The organism is Chloroflexota bacterium (assembly GCA_020850535.1).
Lineage (GTDB): Bacteria > Chloroflexota > UBA6077 > UBA6077 > JACCZL01 > JADZEM01.
Map to the genome: position 1 here is coordinate 1 of JADZEM010000130.1, position 24,736 is coordinate 24,736.

The window sequence follows — 24,736 nt, forward strand, 5'->3', positions numbered from 1 at the left end:
ACTGGTAGCAGCATCAGGGCGATTGCATGTTCATTGGTGTCCCCGAAGCATCATGGAACGGGCGGTCGGGGACTGAAGTCCCCGCCTACAGTCACACCGTCGCTGCGCGACGGCCGTCGGGAACGGCAGGCACTGGTGCGACCGGGGCGTCGCGCAGCGACTGCAGGATCGTAGGCGGGGCTTTCAAGCCCCGACGCCGCCGCACGACGACATCAACATGCGATCCCCAGGGTTGGCATGGTACGCATGGCGCATTCTTGCGTCCATGTTACTTAGAAGACCGCACATTTGCCACGACCTTGCGCTATGGTACGGGGGCAGGAATGGGCAGCACGGCGCTGTGCAGCGGGCGCGCCGACGGTCGCACGGGGGCGCAGCGAGGACGCCCGGCATGGGTTGGATCGGCGCGGCGTGGGGTGGCCGAGCAATCCCCCATCTGACGGAGCCCCGAATCGGCACTCTTGACCACTGATTCGCGTTTACTTGACTGGACACTCTTCTTCGGAGCGAATATGCGGCAACGGGTGCAGGCGGCTGCGAGGGGTTGGGCGGGACTTCAGATCCGGGGGCTGGTTGCCCGGATCGGGCGCCCCCACCTGCGCTCGCACCGCTCCGGGCAGGCCCTCGTCGAGACGGCGATCACCACGCTGCTGTCGGTGGTCACGGTTGTCGTGGTGCTCCAGTTGTCGATGGTTGTTGCACAGGCGATCAGTGCAGCACACGTAGCCCGGCAGACATCGCGCTGGCTCGCCGTCCGGATCGACACGATCGATTCCGCCGTTTCAACCCAGGCCACGGCGTTCGCGGCGAATCTGCCAGGGGTGAGCAACGGCGGCATCACGTCGGTGACGGTCAGCCCCTCGTGCGCGTCGCTGACCGGCGGGAAATGCGCGTCACGCTCCAGCGGCGACGCGGTCACCGTGTCGGTGACCGCGAACCTATCGCATGTGATGTTTCTGCCGACAACTATAGGAGTCGCCCCACTCCAGTTCCGGCTTCCCAGCACGATGCCGGCCATCGCCTACACGGTGCTGCTCGAATGATCCGACGACATTCACTCCGCTCACACTTCAGCTTCGGTCGCCGCTGGCGGCTGTGCCGACGTGCACAGCGTGGCCAGTCCCTCGTCGAGATGGCGGTGTTCCTGCCGTTGATCGCCTTCTTCGGGCTGGCTTGCGTGCAGTTCGCGGTCGTGTTTATCGCCTACATCAACGTGATCAATACCACGCGCGACGCCGCTCGATGGATCGCCGTCCATCCGCACGTCATCGATTCGACCAACCTTGCCACGGTGCAAGGTCGCCTTCCCGCTGCCCTCAACGCCGCTGCCCTCACGATGACAGTCTCACCCACGTGTACGGCGCTCACCAGTGGAAAGTGCTCGGGCCGCACTGGCGGAACGCAGTTGTCCGTCACCTCTTCGTACAACATCGCGTCGCACATGTTCCTGCCGACCAGCTTTGGGTTTGGCAGCATGGTCATCCGGATGCCTACGTCGCTGCCGAACTACACCATCGTCATGCAGGTGGAGCCAACTTGACATGCGAAAGCGACTGATCGATCACGTCTCGCGTTGGCGACATCCCTGGGCCGTCTGGTCGGTACGACGCGGGCCAGGGCAGGTCGCCGTGTACATGGCGCTGCTGCTGGCGTCGTTGATGGGGCTGGCAGGCGCCGGCGTTGACTTCAGCCTGGCCGTAGTCGAAAGCTCGAAGCTCCAGCACGCGCTGGACGCGGCCGCCCTCGCTGGCGCGCGCGCGCTCGTCACATCGTCTGGCAGCACCGCGACGCTGCGGAATGCCGATGGCGAGGCTGCGGCGGCAGCCTACCTGACACTCAACGGCTACACCAGCGGTCAGAATGGCGCCACGTTCGACTACGAGTTCTCGGCGTCGGAGGCGGGCGGCCACAACGACACCCTCCGCATCAACGCCGTCGTCGTGAAGAGCACCTACTTCTGGCGCGTCATCGGGATTCAGTCCACCACGCTGAGGCAGGGGGCGACGGCCGCAGCCGCCGGCAACATGATCGACGTGATGCTGAGCCTCGACCTCAGCAAGTCGATGGACATGGGCGGCTCGGACCTGACCAACCTCCAGGCCGCGACGAAGGCGTTCATCAGCCAGATGAAGATCGATGCCACCAACCCGCGCAGCACCCAGCTTGGCATTGCACGGTGGGCCGGCGTCAAATGCTCCTGGCGACGCGGCGTCGCGCCGACGCTGACGCCAACGCTGACCCCCACCCCGACCCGCACACCGACGCCCAACCCCGGCGCAACCCGCACGCCGACACCTCGGCCCGGTTCCACGGCCACGCCGACCCGGACCCCGACCCCTGCGCCGACGTCCACCCCAACGCCGCTTCCCGACGTCAACTTCGGCGCAGACGGCGATACCAACATCGACTTCGGCATCGGCCCGCCAAACACCGGCGCGTTCAACACCCGCAGCGAGTACGTCGCTCCCTGCACCGACGATTCGACCGTCGTCACCAACCTGACCCAGAACGTCGCGACGCTGAACAAGATCGCCGACAACTCTGGCGCAGGGACGTGCCCGACCGGCATGTCGGGCTACGCCTGCCCGCTGCAGTCGTGGGCCTATCCGATCTCGCAGGTACCGGTCATCGCGGGGACGCCCGTCGCCGCGACCGGGCTCCAGAACAACAACAGCACCAGTTACAACTGGAGCGGCGCAACAGGAACGCGCCTGCCGGCGGCTATCGACGTGGTCAGCAACGGCACGTACTACGCCTGGAGCGATGCCAACGGCGGCCGGAACGGCAATGGCGGCGCAGGCCTCGCCCGTAAGGTGCTGGTCATCATGACGGACGGCTTCAGCCAGAGCCCCTTCAACGTCTCATCGGGCGTGGACATCCCGAGTACGCTCAACGTGACCACCTGGGACGCCGATGCCATCGCCAAGGCGAACGCGCTGAAGGCCGGACCAGATGGAAACATTGCAACCCCTGAGGATAATGTCGAGATCTTCGTGGTCGGGTTCTTCTGCACCCCGTACAGCACGTCCGCCGGTCAGACGAGCTGGTGCCGCAGCCGGGCGGCTGCCACTGGTACGGTCGCAGCGAACACTCACCCGTGCCCGGGCGCAACCGGAGCACTGCTGCCGGCGCCGGGCCTGAACACCTTCTCGTACGCCTCAAACTCGGTGAGCCCAGGGGTGGATGAGATCCTGAACTCCATCGCCTCGTCCAGCCCTGGCACCTGCGACCACTACTTCCCCATCGCAAAATCTGAGGGGGAGTCGTTGCCACAGCTCTTCAGAGTCGTCGCCGGCGCCATCACCCGCGGCAAGCTGCAGTAGACCGCCCACGCGTGACAATCCGCAGCGAGGCAGCCGACCTCAACTCGGCTGCCTCGCTGCTGTGCGTCGCTACGGGATGTCGCGCTCGGTCCATTCCAGTGGGTTGACGTTCGCGCCGCCAACCCACAGCTCCCAGTGCAGGTGCGGCCCCGTCGAGAGGCCGGTGCTCCCGACCTTCCCGAACGCCTGTCCCCGCTGGACCATGTCCCCTACCTTCACATCGACAGCGGAGAGGTGGGCGTAGGTCGTGTAGACCCCCAGGCCGTGATCGAGGATGACCATGTTGCCGCGCAGCCGAACCTGCTCGACCTTGTAGACGCGGCCTCTGGCTGGCGCCACGACTGGCCGCCCTGTCGGCGCGCCGATGTCCGCCCCCTGGTGCGGCCCCACCACCGGCCCGCCGTTGAACGAGCGGATCGTGGCAAACTCGGTGATGATCGGGCCGGCGACGGGGATCAGGAAACGGCCCTCCCAGAGCTTCTCCGGGCTGACGGGCTTGTAATACTCGGCGAGGCGGCGGTCCTCCTCGGCGCGGACCTCACCGCCCAGCAGCTCGGCCAGCGAGGCCGGTACGTCGACGTTCTCACGCGGGAACTGCTCGGCAGCCACCTGGACCGGCTCAGAGACGTGCGTCTCGTTGCCGGCCTGGTCGCGCCCGTCGATGCGGACCGGAACCGTCGTCGTGTCGGCGGTCGGCGAGAACCCGACGATGGACCAGCCGAAGCCGTTGCCGACCTGGATCGGCAGCTCATGCTCCCCGAGGTGGGCATCGACAGAGGCCGGCTCGTTGGTGCGGATGCGTACGAGCCAGGTGTGGCCCTGGAGCACCTGGCGGGGCTGCGAATCGACGGTGAGCGCGGGCGGCGTGTTGTCCGTCTGCAACGACACCGAGGCCGTCGTGCGGTTCTTGCGCCAGGAGCGGTCTTCGGCCACCATCACGAGCTGCTGCTGACCGTCGGGCAGCGCGGTCGTGTCGACCACCAGTTGCTCGCCGTCCGGTACCGGCAGGGCGCGGTCGTTGACGCGGACCTCAACGGGCACAGCCCGGCCGGCCGGCTCGATGCGCACCCGCACGGGGACGGTTGCCCGAACCGGCCCGGTTGGCCCTTCCAGCACGACCGTCGGCGGGGTCACGTTCGTCAACCACCACCAGGAGTAGGCAGCAGCACCCGTCCACCAGGCGCCGCCGGCGACGATCAGAACGAGGAACAGACTGGCCAGCAGGATGAGCGGGAGCGTTAGCCCTCGCTGGCCGTCTCGCCCAGCGTCGACTCGTCGTCGAGGCCGATACCCCACATGCGCTCCAGGTCACGCCGGGAATAGCACTGGAAGGCCATCAGCGTGGTAGTACTGGTGATCGTAGACAGCCCCGCAAGCCGTGTCGGGACAACCTCGGCCATCTGCTCGTACTCACGCACGCGAACTATCGCGACGAGATCGTACGCGCCGGCCACCGAGTAGACCTCTGACACCTCTGGCAGTTGCAGGAGGGCTTCGGCCGTCTCGGCGATGCGTCCGCGCTCGGTAGTGATCAGGACAACGGCAGCGATCATCGGGCCGATTGTAGCACGAGGCCAGATCCCGACGCTGCCGCCCATGTTCGCCGGAATGGACCGTACCCGGCCGCATTGTGATGGCCCTGGAGCGGGTGCTAGCATCTGCTTCGAGGCCAGGATCAAACGCCAGTCGACGGCGCCTGAGGGTTCTCGAAACACTGGGCGGCAACAGCATGGAGTACATGGCGCGGGCGCTTCAGCTAGCCTCCCGCGCGCTCGGTCGGTGCAGTCCCAACCCGGCCGTTGGGGCGGTGCTCGTCCGCGACGGTGAGGTCGTTGGCGAAGGGGCCACGCAGCCAGCCGGCCAGGCCCATGCCGAGATCGTCGCGTTGCGTGCCGCTGGGCCGCGCGCCGCCGGCAGCACGCTCTACGTGACCCTGGAGCCGTGCGCCCACTACGGCAGGACGCCCCCCTGCGCGGACGCGCTGGTCGAGGCCGGCATCGCGCGGGCGCACGTCGCGATGCTCGATCCAAGCCCCTGGGTTGACGGCGGCGGCAACGCTGTGCTCGAACGGGCCGGCATCAGCGTCCAGGTCGGGGCGCACGAACAGGACGCCCGCCGCCTGAACGAAGCGTACCTGACCTGGCTCCAGCACGGCCGGCCGCTGGTGACCGGTATCTACGCGCTGGCGCTGGACGGCACGTCGCAGCCACTCGACGAGGCCACCCTCGGCGCGGCAGCGTTCAGCGAGCTTGCAACGATTCGGCAGCAGGCAGCGCGCACCTCCACCGATCCGCTCACGCTCCTGGCTGGCGATCCTGACCTTGCTGGCGTAGCCGCGGACGGCGTCATCAGCCTGAACGTCGAGGCCGCGCCGGCCGAGCTTGACAGCCTCCTGGAGCACGGGCTGCTCGACCGCCTGATCGTGTTTCTGACGCCGGCCTTCGGCCGCCGGGCGGCCGGGTCGTTGGCACAGGCCGACGTGCCGATCGCGTCGGCCGGCCAGCCTGCTGCGCTCGCCGGCACGTGCTCGGACCGGGGCGCGCTCCTGGCGGTCTCGACGGAGCGGCTCGGCGACACCGTCATGGTGACCGGCTATCCCCATTCCAGTGGATCGCCGCTGGTCAACGGTGCTGCTTCGTGAGCGCCCCGTCGGTCGCGCCGCGTTGCGCCCCCCTTCTACCCTCCGCCGCGGCCTGCGCCCGTCCCCGGGCGCGACGAATGGGAGCCTGATCGATGTTTACCGGCCTTGTCGAAGAGATGGGCACTGTGCGCGAGCTGGTCCAGTCGCCCGACGGTACGCGCCTGTCGGTTGCCAGCGTTGAGGCGCGCCAGGGCCTCGCCCTTGGCGACAGCGTCTGCGTGGACGGCACTTGCCTCACCATCATCGACCTCGACCCCGAAGGCTTCTGGATCGGGCTGTCACCCGAGACGCTCATCAAGACCAACCTTGGCGAGCGGAAGGTCGGCGACCGCGTCAACCTGGAGCGCTCGCTGCTGGTCGGCGGGCGGCTCGGTGGGCACTACGTCCAGGGTCATGTCGACGGCGTTGGACAAGTCGTCGAGATGCAACCAGACGGCGACTCGCTGCGCGTCTGGTTCACCGCGCCCGACGAGTTGATGCCGTACATCGTAAAGAAGGGGTACATTTGTCTAGACGGCGTGAGCCTGACCATCACCGACAAAGTGGACGGTCGATTCGGCATCGCGCTCGTCGCCTACACCCAGAGCAAGATCACGCTGCCGAGCAAGGGCGTCGGCAGTACCGTCAATCTTGAAGTCGACGTCTTCGCCAAGTACGTCGAGAGCCTGTTGGAGGGTCGAGTTGAGCGCGACGGATCCCGGTCATGAGGCCGGCGGACCTATCATGAACGGGTCGCAGCACGACGCGTCCTTCTGCTCGGTCCCCGAAGCGATTGAGGAGTTTCGGCGGGGCCGGATGGTCCTGATCGTGGACGACGAGGACCGTGAGAACGAGGGCGACATCGCCATCGCGGCGCAGTTCGCCACGCCGGAAGTCATCAACTTCATGGCGTTCCACGGGCGCGGCCTCGTCTGCATGCCGATGCTCCAGGAGCGGCTCGACCAGCTTGAGATCCCGCTGATGGTCGCCCGGAACAGTGTCAGCATGGAGACGGCCTTCACCGTCTCGGTGGACGCGCGCAAGGGCGTCTCGACGGGCATCTCGGCCTACGACCGGTATCTGACGGTCCAGGCGCTGATCGACGCGAGATCCACCGCCAACGATATCGTGCGGCCGGGCCACCTGTTCCCGCTGCGGTACACCGAAGGTGGCGTCTTGCGCCGTGCGGGCCACACCGAGGCCTCGGTTGACCTCTCGAAGCTGGCTGGCCTGTACCCCGCCGCCGTGATCTGCGAGGTCATGAACGCCGACGGCACGATGGCCCGCCTGCCGGACCTGATCCAGTTCGCGAAGGAACACAGGATCAAGATGTTCACGGTGGCGCAGCTGGTGGAGTACCGCCGCCGCACCGAGAACCTCGTCCATCGTGTGGCCGACGCCGAGGTGCCCACCGAGTTCGGGACGTTCAGCTGCATCGCCTTCGAGTCGGTGGTGACCAGCCAGCATCACCTGGCGCTCGTCAAAGGCGACCTGACCGGCGACCCGCCTCCGCTCGTGCGGATGCACTCCGAGTGCCTGACGGGCGACGTGTTCGGCTCGCAGCGCTGTGACTGCGGCGATCAGTTGAAGCGCTCGCTCCAGATGATCGGCGAGGAAGGCCGGGGCGTCGTCGTGTACATGCGGCACCACGAAGGGCGCGGCATCGGCATCGTCAACAAGCTGCGCGCCTACCGCCTCCAGGAAGACGAAGGCCTGGACACCGTCGAGGCGAACCTCCACCTGGGGTTCCCGCCGGACCCGCGCGATTACGGCATCGGCGCGCAGATCCTCGTCGATCTGGGGCTGCGGCGGATCCGCCTGCTGACCAACAACCCGAGCAAACGGGCCGGCATCCAGGGCTTCGGCCTGGAGGTGGCGGAGCGGGTGCCGGTGGTCACCAGCCCGAACGATGTGAACCGACGCTACCTGGAGACCAAGCAGACGAAGATGGGGCACTTGCTCGATCTCGACGTTGCGCCCGGGGCGGAGGGCGACAGCCGGCGCCAGCCCGTCTCGGTTGAGGAGTGAGGATGGCGCAGACGCTGGAAGGCGACCTCGACGGACACGGCCTGAAGATCGCGGTGGTCGTCGCGCGGTTCAACTCGATTGTCACGAACTACCTGCTGGCCGGCGCTGAAGAGGCGCTGCGCCGGCATGGCGTGGCCGACAACGACATCGAGATCGCCCATGTTCCCGGATCGTTCGAGATCCCGCTGGTGGCGAAGCGGCTGGCGCAGACCGGCCGCTACGACGCGGTGATCTGCATCGGCGCGGTGATCCGTGGCGAGACGGACCACTACGACCACGTCGCCGGATCGGTCACGTCGGGCGTCGCGCGCGTCGGGCTGGATACGGGCGTCCCGACGATCTTCGGCGTCCTGACGACGGACACGGTGGAGCAGGCGCTCAACCGCTCAGGCCTCAAGGCCGGCAACAACGGCTATGAGGCTGCCGTCGCAGCCATCGAGATGGCGTCGCTCCTGAAGAAGATCCCGGAGTAGCGCTCCGGGAGTCCCTCACGCGCAGCCCGGATCCCTGGGCGGGAGCGGGAAGTCGCTCCGGTACCGGGGCCAGCGCGCGGAGCGACAGGGCCAGGCCGTGGGCGTGTCGCCTTCGTCTACGTCGGCAGCTTGTCGCGGCTGCCGCGCGAGAGCTTGCGCTCGGTGCCGCTCAGCAGCCGCTGGATGTTGTCGCGGTGCGCCCAGAAGAGAAAGGCCGGCAGCGCCGTGCCGTAGAGCAGGTACGGCGTGGGTCCGTCGAAGAACAGGGCCTGGACGATCACGGTTGCACCCGAGACAGCCGTGCCAACCAGCGAGCCAAGCGACATGTAGCGCGTCAGGACGACCATCGCAACGCCGCAGACGAGAGCGATGGCGAACGCCTCAGGTGAGAGCACCAGCAGCCCGCCGCCGCCCGTCACGATGCCGCGCCCGCCCTTGAAGCCGAGCAGCGGCGAGAACGTGTGTCCGAGGACGGCGAATGCTGCCGCCATGACCTGTGCCCAGCTCACATCTCCCCAGGGACGGCCGCCGACCACCCACCCGACAATCAAGACCGCCAGCGTGCCCTTGAGAATATCGCCGAGGAGCACGACAATCGCCCAACGGATGCCCAACGTCCGCAGAGCGTTGGTCATGCCGATACGCTTGCTGCCAACCTTTGTCAGATCGACGCCGAGGCACCGCCCCACGATGGCGCCTGTTGGGATCATTCCCAGGAGGTAACCGACGACGGCTCCGATGACCATCTGGAGCGCCACGCCGTCCACGGACATATCCAGGTCCCCTCGCGTTCCGCCGGCCGCCCCTGACGGAGCCAACCGGCCGGATTGATCCCGCTCCCCCCGACCGTCCGCCATTATAACGATGGGGGCGGGCGCACCCCGGTGGCGTCTCGGCTTCGGAACGATGCGCGTATAACGATGCGCGTATGCTGGGCACGGGCCAGGTATCCGGAGGGTGGAGCAGGTGGCGACGGTAGCAGTCCTCAACGCCGGCGGGTGGGGCACGGCGCTCGCCATCGTGCTGGCGCGCAACGGACACCGGGTCAGCCTCTGGGCGCGTCGGCCGGAGCAGGCCGCGCTGCTGGCTTCCAGCCGCCTGAACGAGACGTATCTCCCGGGCGTGCCGCTGCCGGACGGCATTTTGCCGACCGCCGACCTGGCTGAGGCGGTGGCGGGCTGCGACGCCGCCGTGCTGGTCCCGATCTCGGCCGGGCTGCGGGAGCTTGCACATCGGCTCGGGCCGCTGCTGCCAGACGCCGCCCAGGTCGTCCACGGTACGAAGGGGCTGGAGCGGGACAGCCTGCTGCGACTCTCCCAGGTGGTCGAGAGCGAGCTGCGGCCGGCCCACCGTGGCCGGGTCGCCGCGCTCTCCGGCCCCACCCACGCCGAGGAGGTCGGGCGCGGCATCCCGACGGCCGCCGTTGTCGCGTGCGCCGACCGTGCGGCTGCCGAGTCGCTCCAGGCCATCTTGACCAGCCAGGCATTCCGCATCTACACCAACACCGACGTCGTCGGGGTGGAGCTGTGCGGCGCGCTCAAGAATGTCGTGGCGCTGGCGACCGGCGTCGGGGACGGGCTGGGCGGCGGCGACAACGGCCGCGCGGCCCTGATGACGCGGAGCCTCGCCGAGATCGGGCGGCTGGTCGTGGCGGCGGGCGGGCGAGCGGAGACCGTGGCCGGCCTGGCCGGGGTGGGCGACCTCGTCGCCACCTGCACGAGCCGCCACAGCCGCAACCGCCGCGCCGGGGAGTCGATCGGGAAGGGGATGCCGCTTGAGGCCGTACTGGCGCAATCAGCCCAGGTGGTGGAGGGTGTTCCGGCCACCCGGGCGGCCCTGGCCCTGGCCCGGCGCTACGGCGTCAGCATGCCGATTGTCGAGCAGGCAAACGCCGTGTTGTTCGAGGGACGCGACCCGCGCGCCGCGATGGCCGAGCTGATGGCCCGAGATCCGACCGCCGAAGGCTGGGGTGGCGTACCATGAGGGCAGCATCGTCCACACTGACTGCCGAAACCGTTCACGCTGCAACGTTTGTACTGTGCCATCCGTTGGTACGCTTGTCGCATCTCGCGGCGAAGCTCGAGGAGCGCTACGGGTGACGAGCCAGCACCTCTCAAGAACGAACGAGCCGGAACGGGTCGCTCGCGCGCTCCGTGACGTCCCCCTGTTCGCCACCGTGCCGGAGCCGTACTTCGGCGAGATCGCGGCGCGCATTCGGCTGCGCCACTACAGCAGCGGCGAGGCAATCTTTCACCAGCATGACATCGGCGAGGGGCTGTATCTGGTCGCACGGGGGGCGGTGCGCCTCTTCCTCCGCTCGGAGGACGGCCAGGAGCTGACCATCGCCCGCTTCGAGCCGGGCGAGTTCTTCGGTGAGCTGGCCGCCATCGACCAGGAGCCGCGCTCAGCCACCGCCGTCGCCGGCGAGCCGACCGATCTGCTGGTGCTGCACCGTGGCGACTTCCTCTCGTATCTCCGGGCGCGGCCAGAAGCGGCGGTCTTCTGCCTGCGGGTGCTGGCGCGGCGACTGCGCCAGGCCGATGCACAGCTTGGCGATGCCACCTTCCTGACCCTGCCCGCGCGGCTCGCCAAGACGCTGGTTGACCTCGGACGTACCTACGGCCAGCAGCTGCCAGACGGCGCGGTGCGGGTCACCCTGCGCCTCACCCAGTCCGAGCTGGCGTCGATGGTTGGCGGCTCCCGGCCCACAGTCAATCAACTGCTGCAACGTTTCCGTCGTCTCGGCTGGATCGATATCGATGGCCGCACGCTCATTTTGCGTCAAGAGGAACGACTCCGGCGCCTCGCTGACTAGCACGTCGCGCATCACCGCACGCAAAGCATTCAGACCGGGCGAAAGCACCGGCTGCTACAATTCCAGCCGTAACGCTGATGAGGGCAGGCTATGAACGAAGTCGCCGCATTTGTCGACCTGGAGAACATCCGCTATTCGATGCTTAACCGGTGGCATCAGGAGCCGGATCCTCTCGCATGGCGCGATAAGGCGCGGGCGTATGGGCTGATCGGCATTGCGCGGGCCTACGCTGACTACGAGCAGCATCCGCCCCAGCTTCGTCAGCGGCTCAACGTCGCAGGCTTCGAGGCCGAGCACTACCCGGTCAAGCGCTATCGCGACCGAGACGGCACCGAGCGCATCCGCAGCATCGCGGACTTGCACATGGTCATCGACATTGTCGATACCGCCCTCGGCCGCCCGAACATCGACACGTTTCTCTTCTTCACCGGCGATGGCGACTTTATCCGCGTCGTGGCGATGCTGCGGAATCGACTTGGCAAGCGGGTCGTCATCTGCGGTGTGCCCGAGACGACCAGCCGCGACCTCGTCATCGCGGCCGGCGAGGAAGACCCGCTCGAAGTCTCCGAAGTCGTCTCCTCGCCGGAGGTTGACGCTGCGCTGATCGCGCGGATCGAGGAGTACGAGCGCAGCCTGTACGGCGGCTTCCTGCCTACGCAGGGCAACCTCATCGCGTGGCTCAAGCAGCGGCTGGAGGTTGGCCTCCTCCCGAGCGAGCAGATCGACGGCAAGATCCTCGAGTTCATCCGGCAGGGCATCCTCTACAAGCAGCTTGAGACCAGCTCGCGCGGCAAGACGCTGACCACCACGCGGTTGCGGCGCGACCATCCCATCGTCGAGCGGATCATCGGCAAAATGCTGCTCGAACCGGGCGGCGAGCCGATGGCGCCCGAGGACGATGACGATGACCTTGACGACGAGGATGACGTGCCCGGACTGGCGTTCGAGCGGCCGATGCCGCGCGTCCTCGGGGCGCACCCCTGGCCGCCAGACCTGCGCGACTGACCGTCTCCGGCTGACCTCCGCGTCGGCAGGGCGATTGCCTGTTCATTGGTGTCCCCGGAGCATCATGGAACGGGCGGTCGGGGACTGAAGTCCCCGCCTACAGTCACACCGTCGCTGCGCGACGGACGCCGGGAACGGCAGGCACTGGTGCGACTGGCGCGTCGCGCAGCGACTGCATGCGTGTAGGCGGGGCTTTCAAGCCCCGACGCGGCGGCACGACGACATCAACATGCGATCGCCCTGTCCGCGTCGGCCACGATGTTGCCGCCGACGCCAGCCGGCGGCTACACTTGCAGGGCATCGGAGCCGTGGAAACACGGTGCCGGCTCATGGTGGGCGTAGCGTAGCGGTTAACGCGCCAGGTTGTGGCCCTGGAGATCGAGGGTTCGAATCCCTTCGCTCACCCCAAGCAGCCATTGCTGCTCCCACTCGGTGTACTGCTCACGCGCCCGTAGCTCAGTGGACTAGAGCACGTGGCTTCGGACCACGGGGTCGGGGGTTCGAATCCCTCCGGGCGTGCCACCAGCCTCTCGGCGCTCGCCATTCGTCAAGCCTGACGAGGCGAGCGCCGTTTGCGTTCTGCCCCGTGGCCAGATGTCATCCTGCCGACAGTTCGGCCAGCGCCCGCCGAAAATGACGACCGGCCCAGAACCGCCGGCCGTAGTCAGAGTAGGTGCGCGCACACCACCGAGAAACGGCGCCAGCGTCCTCGCCACCCGAGCGCCGTCGTCCCGATCAGGCGACGGCGTCGGAGTAGCGGCGGAGACCACCGGCGAGACCAACAAGTGAACGGTCAGGGCATCGCGCCCGAGCCGCACAGACGAAAGCACGGAGCAACACGATGACCCGCGAACTGCACGACGACACCTTCATCACCCTCGAGCCTGAGACCGACCTCGACGGCGATCAGCTCTCCAACCAGTCGATCAACGATCCGGACGACTAGGCCGCCAGCAGGCCTGTCGGGTGTGTCAGCCCCGACATCCGGGCCGTTCGGATGCTGACAGAGCGGCGCTTCAGGGGGTGGTACAGTGTCGATGTGGCGAGGACGCCAGCCCGCGCAGGGCGAGCTTTCCGCCACTGACACTGACCGAAACGCATGACAACACTTCTGGGGGAGGATGGACATGTACGAAGACAGCTACGTCGACGAGGGCGGCGACATCAGCGAGGATCTGTCGAACCAACCGGAGAACGATCCGGACGACTAGATCCGCCGGGCCGGCCACCGCCGGCCTGGCACCCAGATTCTCAAGACATCGACACAAGGCCCGGGGGCTGTCCCTCCCGGGCTTTGTGCTGTCCGGCGGCCGGGCCGGAGCGCACAAGCTCGGCAGATGCACCCGGCCCCGCCGAAAATCGTCCCTCGGCATGAACCCTGCAACCGCACCTCTCCAGCATCCCCGCTCGAACCCCTCGAACCCGAGGACCGCACGCGCGCATGAGGGGATTCGAGCGCTGTTGGAGGTTCACAGATGCCACCGCAGAATCAGCGAACGTCGACGGGGCGCGGGACGAGCAACGCCCGCGCCAGCGTCCGGCAGATCGAGAAAGGCTGGTCCGTGCACGACGTCGTCGAGCGGGCCATCGGCAACGTCACGGACGTGGACACCGCCCGTGAGATGCTGGTGATCGACGGGCGGCCGGCCGGCTTCAACGCCTTCGAGGTGCCGTTTGCGTTGATCGCGCGGACGGAAGGCAACGATGTCTTCCTGTCCCAGATGCTTGACGCGCAGGCCTCGGCGAACGACGACGTCCCCCACTTCGTCGAGCCGCCACGCACCACGAGCACGACGCCAGCCCACACGAGCACGTCATCGCCCCTGTCGACGCCGGCCACACCGTCCACCGTCCCGACGACGTCATCCGCCGACCCGACGAGGCCATCCGTGGGCGCGACCACTGTGGGCGCGACCACTGTGGGCGCGACCACTGTGGGCGCGACCACTGTGGGCGCGACCATGGCAGGCGTGGGGCCGACCGCGTCTTCAGTCGGCTCGGCGACCTCGGCCTCGGACGTCTCAAGCTCGACCGCCGACGCCGCCCGGCCACGCGCGACAACCATTCCACACGCCGCGACGGCCCCGACCGATCCACGCATCACGCCGATGTATCCGGACGAGTACCACGAGCCGGAGAGTCGCTGGACCGCCACCACGATGACGCTCAGCGGACTGGCCGTCGGCGGGCTGGCGGCAGCCGCCTATCTGCTGCGGCAGAAGCTGCGCCGCAAGTCGCGGATGGAGCGCTTCGCGGACGCCGCCAACGCCTGGGCAGGCGTCGCCGCCGACTTCGCACGGGATCGGAACCCTGCCTGGTGGGGCGGCCTCGCGGCGACGGTCGTGCCGCTGGCGGCCTATTACGCGTGGCCCGAGAAGGAGACGCCAACACGGTCGGTCCGGCAGGCAGCAACGGCGTCAGAGCAGTTGGCCGACATGCTGGATCGCGGCCTCACGGATCTCGCGACGTGGCTGCCGATGGCGGGCGCGGCGACATCCGACTCCGTGAGCACCGGCATGCGGCGGCTCCAGGACTCCGTGACGCAGATGGAGATGCCCGAGAACTGGAACCGGCCGTCGCAGTGGTCCGTGCCAACCGAGGCGGCGCTCTCCGGGGCGCTGATCGCCGTCAGCGGGCTGGCGATCTATCTCGCGCGGCGAGGGGCACACACGGCACGGTCGGCCCGCATCGCCGACGTGATGACGCGCCGCCCGCGCACCATCCACCCGAACGCCACGGTGGCGGACGCTGCCGCCCTGATGCGCCAGCTCGACGTGGGCGGACTGCCCGTCTGCGACGGCTCGCGCCTGATCGGCATGGTCACCGACCGCGATATCGCGATTCGCTCGGCGGCGGACGGGCACGACCCGCACCTGACGCCGGTCCGCGACATTATGTCCAGCGGCGTGGCCTGGGCCACCGAGGATGACCCGGTGGAGGAGGCCGCCCGGATCATGCGCGAGCATCGCATCCGGCGGCTGCCGATCGTGGACGAGCGGCACAGCCTCGTCGGCGTCGTCTCGCTGGGCGATCTGGCCGTGGATGTGAACGACCGCGACCTGTCGGGCAAGGCGCTGGAGGAGATCTCCGCGCCGTCGAAGCCGGAACGCTAGCAGCTACAGGTCAGACGGGACAGGCAGGGCGATTGCATGGTCGTTGATGTTCCCGCAACACTACGAAACGCGGAGTCGCCCTGGGGATGGGGTACAGCGGCAGGTCGTCCACCCCTGCACCCCGTCCCCTCGAATCAGCCGCCGCCGGGGCCGCCCGTCAGCCCTGGCTCGGTCATCCCGGACGGGTCCAGCAGCCGGTCGAGGTCGCTCTCCGAGAGCGAGGTCTTGTCGCGCGCCACCTCGCGGATCGTGCGGCCGGAGGCGTAGGCCTCCTTGGCGATGGACGCCGCCGCGTCATACCCGACCTCAGGCGCCAGGGCGGTGCAGATCATCAGGCCCCGCTCGACCATCGACGGTCCGTTGGTCGTCGCCGTCAGCCCCTCGATGCAGTTCGTCGCGAAGTTGTCGGCGGCGTGCGCCAGCAGCTCGATAGACTGCAGGACGTTGTAGCAGGCGACCGGCATCATCACGTTCAGCTCGAAGTTGCTGCCCTGCAGCGCGCTGATCGCGACCGTCTGGTCGTTGCCGACGACCTGGCCGACCACCTGACAGACCGCCTCGGCGATCACCGGGTTGACCTTGCCCGGCATGATCGAGCTGCCCGGCTGCAGAGCCGGCAGATCCAGCTCGGCGAAGCCGGCGCGGGGGCCAGACGCCATCCAGCGGATGTCATTGGCGATCTTGATCAGGCTGATGGCGGTGGTCCGCAGGACGCCGCTCGTCTCCAGGACCGCGTCGAGCGTGTTCTGCGCCTGGAAATGGTTGGTCGTCTCCCAGACCTCGACGCCCGACAGCTCCGACAGGACCTTGCAGGCGCGGGCCGAGAACTCGGGGTGGGCGTTGATGCCCGTGCCAACCGCCGTGCCGCCGAGCGGCAGATCGCCCAGCTCCTCCTGCGCGTGCTTCAGGCGGCGGATCGCCCGCTCAGCCTGCCCGGCGTACCCCAGGAACTCCTGCCCCAGACGCACCGGCGTGGCGTCCTGCAGGTGCGTGCGGCCGGTCTTGATGACCGGCATCAGCTCGTCGGACTGCTTCAGCAGCGCGGCCTGAAGACGCTCCAGCGCCGGGATCAGGTCTTCCTTGATGGCGACCAGCGCGGCAAGCTGGATCGCGCTCGGGATCACGTCATTCGAGGACTGGCAGATATTGACGTGGTCGTTCGGGTGGACCGGCTTGCGCGAGCCGATCTGCCCGCCGAGCAGCTCGATGGCCCGGTTCGCGATCACCTCGTTGGCGTTCATGTTGGTCGAGGTGCCCGAGCCGGTCTGGAACAGCACGTCGACGACGATCTGCCCGTCGAGCTTGCCATCAACGATCTCGGTTGCCGCCGTGACGATGGCGTCGGCCAGCCCCCGGTCGAGCAGGCCGAGATCGGCGTTCACTTTCGCTGCCGCCAGCTTGATCAGCGCCAGTGCGCTGACAAAGCGGCTCGGGGGCTTCAGGCCGCTCGCTGGAAAGTTCTTGACGGCGCGCATCGTGCTCGCGCCGTAGTAGGCGCCATCTGGTACTTCCAGTTCGCCCATCGTGTCGCGCTCAGTGCGCCGGACAGGACCACCGGCCATCACGATTCCTCCCGTACTAGCTGCCCCTCGCGCAACGGCATCCGCGGCCCATTGCACGGGGATCGTTCGCTCATCAGGTATGGAAGGAGTGTAGCGCGGAACGGGCGTGCCTCACCCGTCCCGCTGCACGATGGCCTTACCGGTCTCGGAGGCGGGCGTCGAGGGCGTCGCGCACACCGTCTCCCACGAGGCTGAACCCGAGCACCGTCAGGGTGATCGCCAGCCCGGGGAAGAGCGCCACCCAGGGCGCCGTCTCCAGCACCGAGCTGCCGTCGTTGATCATCGAGCCCCAGGTGGGCGTCGGCGGCGGCGGCCCCAGCCCCAGGAAGCTCAAGGTCGCCTCGGCCAGGATCGCCGTCGAGATGTACAGCGTCGCCATCACCAGCACCGACGACAGCGCGTTCGGCAGGATGTGCCGCAGGAGGATGCGCCGCGTGTCCGCGCCGATGGCCCGCGACGCCAGCACAAAGTCGCGGCTGCCGATGGAGAGCACCTCGGCTTCCATCATGCGGGTGAAGCGCGGCATCGTGGAGATGCCGACGGCGATCATGACGTTGCTCAGGCCCGAGCCGAGCGTCGCCACCACCGACAGCGCCAGCAGCAGCGTCGGGAAGGCCAGCATGGCGTCCGTGAAGCCCATGATCGCCGCGCCGACCTTGCCACGGTAGTAGCCGGCGATCAGGCCCTGCGCGCAGCCCAGCACGCTGCCGATGGCCACCGAGACGACGCCGACGGCCAGGGCGAGCGGCGCGCCCTGGAGCACCCGGAACAGCACATCGCGGCCGAAGCCGTCCGTGCCGAAGGGCTGCGTCAGGCTGGGGGCGCGCAGCCGCTGCCCGAGGTTGCTGCGGTTGGTGGTGGCCGGCGTCCCGAACAGCCCGATGAGCGTTGCCACCAGGAAGAGGCCCACGAGCGCCAGCCCGATCATGGCGGAGGTGCGGCGGCGGAACCGTCTGGCCGTGTCTCGCCAGAACGTACGCGGCGGCCCGAGCCGGGCCGGCGCCGCCGCTGCTGCCGCTGGGGAGACCGTCGCGGAGCGTTCAGAGGTCGCTGCCATCAGGTGCCTCGCCGAATGCGCGGATCGGCCAGCCCGTAGAGGGTGTCCGTCACGAAGTTGACCAGGATCACGCCCATCAGGAAGACGCTGATGAGCGCCTGCGAGAGCGGATAGTCACGCGAGAGAATCGAGTCGACCAGCAGCTTGCCCAGGCCCGGCCGCCCGAACACGATCTCGGCCACGGCGGCGCCGCCGAGCAATTGTCCAAAGAACAGGCCGAGGACGGCGAGGATCGGGACGAGCGCGTTGCGGTACGCATGGACCTGAAGAATCACGGCCTCGGACAGGCCCTTCGCGCGGGCCGTTCGCATGTAGTCCTCGTCCAGCACGGCCAGCAGCGAGGCGCGCGTCGTGCGAGCCACCAGCGCGGCCGACTGGAACCCGAGCGCCACCGACGGCAGGACGAGGTAGTAGCCCAGGATGGCGACGCCTCGCCCTTCGCCGGCCCCCTGGACCGGGAACCAGCCGAGCCAGTAGGCAAACAGGTAGATCATCAGCAGGGCCATCAGGAAGCCCGGCATCGCCACCCCGAGCAGGGAGATCACCATAGCCGAGAAGTCGGCCCAGGTGTTCCGCTTGAGCGCGGCGATGGTCCCGAGCGGGATGCCGATGATGCAGGTGACCACCATCGAGGCCAGCGCCAGCGCCACCGTGTACGGCCACGCTGCCCCGATGATGACGCTGACATCCTGGCGCTTCGCCAGCGACATGCCGAAGTCGCCGGTCAGAGTGTTCTTCACGAAGACGAGATACTGCACGGGCAGCGGTCGGTCGAGCCCGTACTGGGCGCGCAGGATCGCCACCAGCTCCGGGGTGCGGTAGTCGCCCAGCATGATCTCGACGGGGTCGCCAGGGGTCAGACGCAGGCTCAGGAAGACCAGCGTCAGCGCCCCGAAGACGGTCAGCACCGCCCGCACCAGGCGGCTCAGCACAAACGTCATGCCGCCACCTCACTGGTAGCCGGCCCCGCAGATCCGGCGGGACAACGGATGGCACGGCGTGCCCGCACCGAGGCCGGCACGCCGCTTGATGGGTGATGCAAGCAGAGCGGAGGGCGTGAGTGTTTCACCATGATTTTGGGGATCGCTCAGACGGCCGGCACGTCGATATCCCACCAGGGGTGCCGCTCCTGCCAGCCAGCGCCGGTCAGGCCGGTGACCTTCTTGTTGGCCAGGATGCCTTCCGAGCAGGCGATGATGAACGCGGCCGGCGAGTCCTGCGAGAGCTTCCGCTGCAAGTCGCCGTACGCCTGCGCCCGCTTCGCCGGGTCTGGCTCGGTCCGGGTGACGGTGATGAGGTCGTCGGCGTCCTTGTACCCCGAGAAGTTCGACGGCGACGAGGACAGGAAGTACGGGGTGGTGAACTGGTCCGGATCGATCCGGCCGATGTACGTGCCCCACACGTCGAAGTCGCGCGGGCCGGTCTTCTGGGCCACCACGGCGTTCTCGGCCAGCTCGGGCGTGACCTTGACGCCGATGTCGTTCCAGTACGAGGCGACGGCCTCGGTGACGCGGCGGCAGATCAGCAGCGCCGAGTAGCTCAGGAGGTTGAACGACCAGTTGGCCGGGACGTTCGCCTCCTTGAGCAGCTGCTTGGCCTTGTCCGGGTTGTACTCAAAGCGCGGCACGTCCTCGGTGTAGCCGAAGCTGAACGGCGGCAGGTAGCTGTGAATCGGCTGGGCCAGCCCGCCGAACAGGTCGCGCGCGATGGCCTCGTTGTCGATGGCGTAGCGCAACGCCTGGCGCACCCGCACGTCGTCGAACGGCTTGCGGGCCATGTTGAACCAGAACATGAACGGCGATTGCCCGAGGTTCGACTTGAGGAAGACGGTGTTCGGGTCCGGGTTCTTCGCCGCCTGGGCCATCAGGTCCGGGTCGGACAGGTAGTACGCGTCAAGCTCGCCCTTGGCGACGGCCAGCATCGCGGCGCGGTCGTCCACCTTGAAGCGGTAGAGGATCTCGTCGATCTTCGGCTTCGGCCCCCAGTAGTCGGGGTTCCTGACCAGCGAGAGGCTGGTGCCGGCCTGATAGTTGTTCCAGATGAACGGCCCCGAGCCAACCGGGCCGGTCTTCCAGCGGTCGCCAAGCTCCTGGTGCGCCTTCGGGGAGATCACGAAGCCCGGTCGGAACCCGAGCGACGCCGACACAAACGACGGCACCGGCCGGTCGAACGCCACCTTGATGGTGTACGGATCGAGCACGTCGATGGTGGTGCCGCTGAACTCGGCACGGAACGGCGAGGCCGTCTTTGGATCCTTGATCCGCTCCCAGTTGTACTTCACGTCCTCTGCCGTCAGGTCGCCGTAGCCTTTGTGGAACTTGACGCCCTTGCGGAGGTGGAAGATCCAGGTGCGCGCGCCGTCCTGCACTTCCCAGCCCTCGGCCAGCTCCGGCGTGATGGCGTTGCCCAGCGGCGGATCGTACGGATACCGGCCGATCAGGTTGAAGATCGTCTCGGCGATCTGGAAGTCCACCTGCTGGTTCATGATGGCCGGGTCCATCGTGGCGATATCCCCGAGCACGGCCAGCTTGTAGACCTTCTTCGCGCCGCTGGCGGCAACGGCCGGCGCGGGCGCGGCGCTCGACGCGGCGGCCGGCGACGGCGAAGGACTCGCGGCCGCCACCGGGCTGGCCGCGGCCGCCGGGCTGGCAGCCGGACTCGCGGCCGGGCTGGCGCCAGCGGCCGGGACCGCCGTCGGCGGAACCTGGGTCGCGACGGCCGGCTTGGCCGTCTCGGCGGCCGGCTTGGCCGTCGGCTGGGCGGCCGGTGCGCTCTGGCAGGCTGCGGCCAGGGCGGCGGTCGATGCGCCAACAAACAGTCCGATGAAGCACCGGCGGCTGACCAGCGATCCGCCCTGCGGCGTGGAGCGATGCGCGTGTGGCATAGATGTTGACCTCTCGTCGGGGTAGGGCCGCCCAGGCGACCCGGCAGCAAGCGACGACAGCCGGACGAATCGCACAGCCGCCGTGGGCTGTACGGAACGGACCAGCGCGCCCACCCGCACGAGGCAACGGAGCCGATCGACGCAACGGGGGCACTCAGGCCTGACAACGACAATGCCCCCGGACCACCGACGGCACGACGCTGATATAGCAAGTATCCCGGTCGAACGCAACCGAGTGGCAACCCGCTCAAACGTTACGGGTGCACAATCTTCAGCGTATTTTTTCGGGGAATAGTGCCGATGCCACGGACGTTTCACTTGGTGAACCGACACGGGCAGGACGCACAATGACGGGCACACGGACCCGAGCGCAGGCTGCCGACATCGGTGCAGCGGAGAGAAGAAAGACGACCATGGCTGACGAGAAGACTGGCGTCCTCTGGGACGCGATCATTATCGGTTCTGGGCCGGCTGGCTGGACGGCCGCGATCTATGCCGCCCGGGCGACCCTCAAGACCCTCGTGTTCACCGGCCTGGAGCGCGGCGGCCTGCCCGGTGGTCAGCTCATGCTGACCACCGAGGTCGAGAACTATCCCGGCTTCCGCAACGGCATCATGGGGCCGGAGCTGATGGAGGAGATGCGCGAGCAGGCCGTCCGCTTCGGCACGCAGCTGGTCGAGGACGACGTGGCGAGCGTCGACTTCTCCCGCCGGCCGTTCACGCTGACCGCCGAGGATGGCCAGGAGTACAAGGGCCGCGCCGTCATCATCGCGACCGGGGCGTCGGCGCTCTGGCTGGGCCTGGACAGCGAGAAGCGGCTCCAGGGACGTGGCGTCTCGGCCTGCGCCACCTGCGACGGCTTCTTCTTCAAGGGGAAGGATGTCGTGGTGGTCGGCGGCGGCGACACCGCGATGGAGGAGGCCAGCTTCCTCACCAACTACGCCACCAGAGTGACGGTGGTGCATCGTCGGAACGAGCTGCGGGCCTCGAAGATCATGCAGGAGCGGGCGTTTCGCAACTCGAAGATCGAGTTCGTGTGGGACAGCGCCGTGGTTGACGTGCTGGGCGAGCACGGTGTGGAAGGCGTGCGGCTGAAGAACCTCAAGTCCGGCGACGAGTCGGAGCTGAAGACGGACGGCCTGTTCATCGCCATCGGCCACAAGCCGAATACGGAACTGTTCGCCGGCAAGCTCGACATGGACCCGAACGGCTACATCATTCAGCACGACCGCACCGAGACCAACATCCCCGGCGTCTTCGCGGCGGGCGACGTCTCGGACACGCGCTACCGCCAGGCGGTCACGGCGGCCGGCGACGGCTGCCGCGCAGCCCTCGACGCCGAGCACTTCCTGACCGGCGAGGTGGCGCTCGACTGGGGCCACGCCGAGGCCGAAGCCGCCAAGGCGTAGGCCCGCCACGGCGTCAGTCCGCCACGGCGTCAGTCCGCCACGGCGCAGGCGCGCCCCACCCGTCTCAAGACTGCTGCGGGCCGCTCTTCAGCGCCCCCGCTCCGATCACCGGAGCGGGGGCGTTGCACGTTGCCGGACGCGCACCGTGCTGGCGCGTTGCCTGACGAACTCAGAAACTGTTCGCTTGCGAGCATCCTCTGACGAGGGCGCATGGTACAGTGAGATTGCAGCGTCAAGCGCCAGAACGAGAGCGGTGGTCGTGAGTCAGGCCAACGATGGGATCGGTTCGTCCTGCCAGCGCGTCCGAGCGAGCAGGACCGTCGCCGGTAGCTACCTTCGGATTCGGGTGAGCCGCGCATCATGACTGACGCCCCCCGAGCACATCCGCCCGGCTCTCACGGGTTTCCCGAGTCGGACGCGCCGACCGGGCAGCTCAGGCCACCGCAGCGCCTCGCCATCGAAGTGTTCGGCGAGACGAACCCTGGCCGGGTCCGCCCCGGCAACGAAGACAACCTGACCTGGGAAGACCCTGCCGCCAGCGAGGCGCGCACGCACGGGACGCTGCTGGTCGTCTCGGATGGCATGGGGGGGCACGCGGCCGGCGAGGTCGCCAGCGAGATCGCCGTGCGGACGGTCCGCGGCCGCTTCTACCAGAGTCGCTCGCTGCCGGTCGGCGACGCGATCCGCGAGGCGATCACCGTCGCCAACGATGCGATCTACCAGGCGGCGCAGCGTCACCGCGAACAGGCCGGCATGGGCTGCACCGTGGTGGCGATGGTGGTGCACGACGGCGATCTGACCGTCGGGCACGTTGGCGACAGTCGCGGCTACCTGATTCGCGGCGGACGAGCCACGCAGTTGACGCTTGACCACTCCTGGGTAGCGATGCAGGTGAAGGAAGGCATCCTCACGCCCGAGCAGGCCGAGCATCACCCGAACCGCAGCGTCCTGCTGCGCGCGCTCGGACGGCAGCCGGGCGTTGAGGCTGACGTCTCGCAGGTGCAGCTCCAGGCCGGCGACATCCTGCTGCTGTGCTCGGACGGATTGACCGGCATGGTCTCCGACGCCGAGATTGCCGAACAAGCCGTCCGCGTCCCGGCTCGCGAGCTGCCACACCAGTTGATCGAGCTGGCGAACGCCCGCGGCGCGCCCGACAACGTGACGGTGCTGATCGGGCACATCGTGCCTGCCGATGGCGCGGCGGCAACTCCCGTGCTGGACGACCGCACCACCACGCTGTTGGCCGGCCCAGCCGGCTCGCGGCTCCAGAGCCCGGACGCTGCTCCTGGCAACATGCCGACGGACCGCCTGCGTCCGCGAGGACCGGCGGCCCCGGCGGACCAGACCGTTCCGCTCGGCGTCCCAGCACCAGCTGCCGGTGGCGCAGCCGGCCCGGGCGCGACAGCCGGCGGATCGCCGCGCGGCCGGCCGGTGGTCAGGGCACGCTCGACGAGCGTGCAGACGGCCGGCGGACTGTCGGAGTTGAGTCGTGGACGCGGGCGCTGGATCGCTGGAGCGCTGGCCGCCTTTGGGCTGGCGGCCGGGCTGATCCTGATCTCCCTGTTCCAGCTCACCCGAGACAGCAGCCCGCCCACGGCGGCCTCGACGAGCGCCGCTGCCCAGGCCACTGCAGCCCCGCCCGCGGCGGCCCAGCCCACCGCCGTGCCCACGGTGCCGCCGCCGATCTCGTCGCAGCTACCGGCAGCCCAGGCAACCGTGACCACGCCCCCACAGCCCGGCATCCCGACCATCAGCGCGATGCTGCCAACCCCACCGGCAAGCGTGGCCACGCCAGCGCCCTCGCCCAATGCAGTCGGCAGCCCGGCCCCACCCCTCCAGATCCTGCCGCCGTCGCTGGCGACCGCGCAGACGATCCTGACGCCCGTCCTTCCGTCGATTCCAGGGAAGCCGCGCACCGGCGAAGCGCCCTCGACATCGGCGGACGCGCCGAACGCTGGCGCCACCAGCCCAGACAGCGGCGCACCCGCGACGGTCACGCCGGCCGATGAAGGCGCCCCTGCCGAGGCCACCCCGGCCGACGCGCCACGCACGTCCGAGCTGTGCGCGCGGCTGATCCAGGTATCCCGCGAGGCCGCCACACGAGCCGGGTGCCGCCCGAGCGACAACGAGAGTGGGCACTAACCCGCCGGTTATTCTGAGCAGACCGACCCTTGCGGCGGGCTCAGGGCAGGGCCTGCGAGCGCAGCGAAGAATCTCAGGTGCTGGCCGTCAATCCTCACGTCAACAGGTGAGATGCCACTCTGTCATCGGCCGGCAGCGTCTGCCTGTCAGCGTTCGCGTCAGCGGGTGAGATGCCACCCTGTCATCGGCCGGCAGCATCTGCCGGTCAGCGTTCGCGTCAGCGGGTGAGATGCCACCCTGTCATCGGCCGGCGCGTCTGCCTGTCAGCGTTCGCGTCAGCGGGTGAGGTCCTTCGCTTCGCTCAG

At 68.4% G+C, this 24,736-nt stretch carries 19 protein-coding genes, 2 tRNA genes and 1 pseudogene; 15 read left to right on the plus strand and 7 right to left on the minus strand.

Features of this window, described 5'->3' with window-relative positions; all coding sequences use genetic code 11:
• The first annotated feature begins 461 nt into the window (after window positions 1–461).
• From IT306_18875 to IT306_18885, 3 genes are read left to right on the plus strand one after another with little or no spacing between them, the layout of a single operon-like run.
• Window positions 462–1,043, plus strand: a complete 582-nt coding sequence (locus IT306_18875; protein MCC7370495.1) for a hypothetical protein — start codon at window positions 462–464, stop codon at window positions 1,041–1,043.
• A complete protein-coding gene (locus IT306_18880) occupies window positions 1,040–1,540 on the plus strand; it encodes a pilus assembly protein (protein MCC7370496.1) in 501 nt (166 codons plus the stop codon). Before IT306_18875 ends, IT306_18880 begins: the two co-directional genes overlap by 4 nt.
• Before the next feature lies 1 nt (window position 1,541).
• Window positions 1,542–3,323 carry a hypothetical protein gene (locus IT306_18885; protein ID MCC7370497.1) on the plus strand — a complete coding sequence of 594 codons (1,782 nt, stop codon included), beginning with the start codon at window positions 1,542–1,544 and terminating at the stop codon, window positions 3,321–3,323.
• 69 nt (window positions 3,324–3,392) lie between these two features.
• On the opposite strand, the gene IT306_18890 is transcribed toward IT306_18885, so the two are convergent.
• Together IT306_18890 and IT306_18895 are read right to left on the minus strand one after the other, a co-directional pair.
• Window positions 3,393–4,457, minus strand: a complete 1,065-nt coding sequence (locus IT306_18890) for a M23 family metallopeptidase (protein MCC7370498.1) — start codon at window positions 4,455–4,457, stop codon at window positions 3,393–3,395.
• A 104-nt stretch (window positions 4,458–4,561) separates the two neighbouring features.
• The gene (locus IT306_18895) at window positions 4,562–4,876 is read right to left on the minus strand and encodes an Lrp/AsnC ligand binding domain-containing protein (protein ID MCC7370499.1); all 315 of its coding nucleotides are present in this window, start codon (window positions 4,874–4,876) and stop codon (window positions 4,562–4,564) included.
• A gap of 176 nt (window positions 4,877–5,052) precedes the next feature.
• Between IT306_18895 and ribD the strand changes: the two are divergent.
• The 4 genes and pseudogenes from ribD to IT306_18915 all read left to right on the plus strand — a co-directional run bounded on the left by ribD (window position 5,053) and on the right by IT306_18915 (window position 8,444).
• Window positions 5,053–5,520 (plus strand): annotated as a pseudogene (gene ribD / locus IT306_18900) (bifunctional diaminohydroxyphosphoribosylaminopyrimidine deaminase/5-amino-6-(5-phosphoribosylamino)uracil reductase RibD).
• A gap of 536 nt (window positions 5,521–6,056) precedes the next feature.
• Window positions 6,057–6,671: a riboflavin synthase gene (locus IT306_18905; protein ID MCC7370500.1), complete on the plus strand. Its 615-nt coding sequence runs from the start codon at window positions 6,057–6,059 to the stop codon at window positions 6,669–6,671.
• Between the two features lie 16 nt (window positions 6,672–6,687).
• Window positions 6,688–7,971: a bifunctional 3,4-dihydroxy-2-butanone-4-phosphate synthase/GTP cyclohydrolase II gene (locus IT306_18910; protein ID MCC7370501.1), complete on the plus strand. Its 1,284-nt coding sequence runs from the start codon at window positions 6,688–6,690 to the stop codon at window positions 7,969–7,971.
• Window positions 7,972–7,973: 2 nt separating this feature from the next.
• Entirely contained in the window at window positions 7,974–8,444 is a 471-nt protein-coding gene (locus IT306_18915; protein MCC7370502.1) for a 6,7-dimethyl-8-ribityllumazine synthase, read from the plus strand.
• A gap of 116 nt (window positions 8,445–8,560) precedes the next feature.
• Here IT306_18915 and plsY read toward each other — a convergent pair whose 3' ends face one another.
• Window positions 8,561–9,190: a glycerol-3-phosphate 1-O-acyltransferase PlsY gene (gene plsY, locus IT306_18920; protein ID MCC7370503.1), complete on the minus strand. Its 630-nt coding sequence runs from the start codon at window positions 9,188–9,190 to the stop codon at window positions 8,561–8,563.
• A 220-nt stretch (window positions 9,191–9,410) separates the two neighbouring features.
• On the opposite strand from plsY, the gene IT306_18925 reads away from it, so the two are divergent.
• From IT306_18925 to IT306_18950, 6 genes are all read left to right on the plus strand, one after another.
• The gene (locus IT306_18925; protein MCC7370504.1) at window positions 9,411–10,427 is read left to right on the plus strand and encodes an NAD(P)-dependent glycerol-3-phosphate dehydrogenase; all 1,017 of its coding nucleotides are present in this window, start codon (window positions 9,411–9,413) and stop codon (window positions 10,425–10,427) included.
• A gap of 112 nt (window positions 10,428–10,539) precedes the next feature.
• Window positions 10,540–11,259 carry a Crp/Fnr family transcriptional regulator gene (locus tag IT306_18930; GenBank protein ID MCC7370505.1) on the plus strand — a complete coding sequence of 240 codons (720 nt, stop codon included), beginning with the start codon at window positions 10,540–10,542 and terminating at the stop codon, window positions 11,257–11,259.
• A gap of 90 nt (window positions 11,260–11,349) precedes the next feature.
• The gene (locus tag IT306_18935; GenBank protein ID MCC7370506.1) at window positions 11,350–12,264 is read left to right on the plus strand and encodes an NYN domain-containing protein; all 915 of its coding nucleotides are present in this window, start codon (window positions 11,350–11,352) and stop codon (window positions 12,262–12,264) included.
• A 332-nt stretch (window positions 12,265–12,596) separates the two neighbouring features.
• Window positions 12,597–12,672 (plus strand) — tRNA-His (locus IT306_18940).
• Window positions 12,673–12,709: 37 nt separating this feature from the next.
• Window positions 12,710–12,786 (plus strand) — tRNA-Arg (locus IT306_18945).
• A gap of 2,177 nt (window positions 12,787–14,963) precedes the next feature.
• Window positions 14,964–15,377 (plus strand): CBS domain-containing protein, encoded by a 414-nt coding sequence (locus IT306_18950; GenBank protein ID MCC7370507.1) that lies wholly within the window; start codon window positions 14,964–14,966, stop codon window positions 15,375–15,377.
• Between the two features lie 134 nt (window positions 15,378–15,511).
• Here the strand turns inward: IT306_18950 and IT306_18955 are convergent, their stop codons facing one another.
• From IT306_18955 to IT306_18970, 4 genes are all read right to left on the minus strand, one after another.
• Complete coding sequence (locus IT306_18955) at window positions 15,512–16,939, minus strand: class II fumarate hydratase (protein ID MCC7370508.1); 1,428 nt, start codon at window positions 16,937–16,939, stop codon at window positions 15,512–15,514.
• A gap of 136 nt (window positions 16,940–17,075) precedes the next feature.
• Entirely contained in the window at window positions 17,076–17,996 is a 921-nt protein-coding gene (locus IT306_18960) for an ABC transporter permease (GenBank protein MCC7370509.1), read from the minus strand.
• Window positions 17,996–18,937 carry an ABC transporter permease gene (locus IT306_18965; GenBank protein MCC7370510.1) on the minus strand — a complete coding sequence of 314 codons (942 nt, stop codon included), beginning with the start codon at window positions 18,935–18,937 and terminating at the stop codon, window positions 17,996–17,998. Before IT306_18965 ends, IT306_18960 begins: the two co-directional genes overlap by 1 nt.
• Before the next feature lie 146 nt (window positions 18,938–19,083).
• Window positions 19,084–20,880: an ABC transporter substrate-binding protein gene (locus IT306_18970; GenBank protein ID MCC7370511.1), complete on the minus strand. Its 1,797-nt coding sequence runs from the start codon at window positions 20,878–20,880 to the stop codon at window positions 19,084–19,086.
• Window positions 20,881–21,293: 413 nt separating this feature from the next.
• Here IT306_18970 and trxB point away from each other — a divergent pair, with 413 nt between their 5' ends.
• Window positions 21,294–22,289, plus strand: a complete 996-nt coding sequence (gene trxB / locus IT306_18975) for a thioredoxin-disulfide reductase (protein MCC7370512.1) — start codon at window positions 21,294–21,296, stop codon at window positions 22,287–22,289.
• 360 nt (window positions 22,290–22,649) lie between these two features.
• Window positions 22,650–24,431 carry a Stp1/IreP family PP2C-type Ser/Thr phosphatase gene (locus IT306_18980; GenBank protein ID MCC7370513.1) on the plus strand — a complete coding sequence of 594 codons (1,782 nt, stop codon included), beginning with the start codon at window positions 22,650–22,652 and terminating at the stop codon, window positions 24,429–24,431.
• Window positions 24,432–24,736 lie beyond the last annotated feature (305 nt).

Excerpts from the sequence above, each read along its gene's own strand:
- IT306_18880 (MCC7370496.1), top strand. The coding sequence starts at position 1,040 with ATGATCCGACGACATTCACTCCGCTCACACTTCAGCTTCGGTCGCCGC.
- IT306_18885 (MCC7370497.1), top strand. The coding sequence starts at position 1,542 with ATGCGAAAGCGACTGATCGATCACGTCTCGCGTTGGCGACATCCCTGG.
- IT306_18895 (MCC7370499.1), bottom strand. The coding sequence starts at position 4,876 with ATGATCGCTGCCGTTGTCCTGATCACTACCGAGCGCGGACGCATCGCC.
- IT306_18905 (MCC7370500.1), top strand. The coding sequence starts at position 6,057 with ATGTTTACCGGCCTTGTCGAAGAGATGGGCACTGTGCGCGAGCTGGTC.
- IT306_18910 (MCC7370501.1), top strand. The coding sequence starts at position 6,688 with ATGAACGGGTCGCAGCACGACGCGTCCTTCTGCTCGGTCCCCGAAGCG.
- IT306_18915 (MCC7370502.1), top strand. The coding sequence starts at position 7,974 with ATGGCGCAGACGCTGGAAGGCGACCTCGACGGACACGGCCTGAAGATC.
- plsY (MCC7370503.1), bottom strand. The coding sequence starts at position 9,190 with ATGGTCATCGGAGCCGTCGTCGGTTACCTCCTGGGAATGATCCCAACA.
- IT306_18935 (MCC7370506.1), top strand. The coding sequence starts at position 11,350 with ATGAACGAAGTCGCCGCATTTGTCGACCTGGAGAACATCCGCTATTCG.
- IT306_18950 (MCC7370507.1), top strand. The coding sequence starts at position 14,964 with ATGACGCGCCGCCCGCGCACCATCCACCCGAACGCCACGGTGGCGGAC.
- IT306_18955 (MCC7370508.1), bottom strand. The coding sequence starts at position 16,939 with ATGGCCGGTGGTCCTGTCCGGCGCACTGAGCGCGACACGATGGGCGAA.
- IT306_18960 (MCC7370509.1), bottom strand. The coding sequence starts at position 17,996 with ATGGCAGCGACCTCTGAACGCTCCGCGACGGTCTCCCCAGCGGCAGCA.
- IT306_18965 (MCC7370510.1), bottom strand. The coding sequence starts at position 18,937 with ATGACGTTTGTGCTGAGCCGCCTGGTGCGGGCGGTGCTGACCGTCTTC.
- IT306_18970 (MCC7370511.1), bottom strand. The coding sequence starts at position 20,880 with ATGCCACACGCGCATCGCTCCACGCCGCAGGGCGGATCGCTGGTCAGC.
- trxB (MCC7370512.1), top strand. The coding sequence starts at position 21,294 with ATGGCTGACGAGAAGACTGGCGTCCTCTGGGACGCGATCATTATCGGT.
- IT306_18980 (MCC7370513.1), top strand. The coding sequence starts at position 22,650 with ATGACTGACGCCCCCCGAGCACATCCGCCCGGCTCTCACGGGTTTCCC.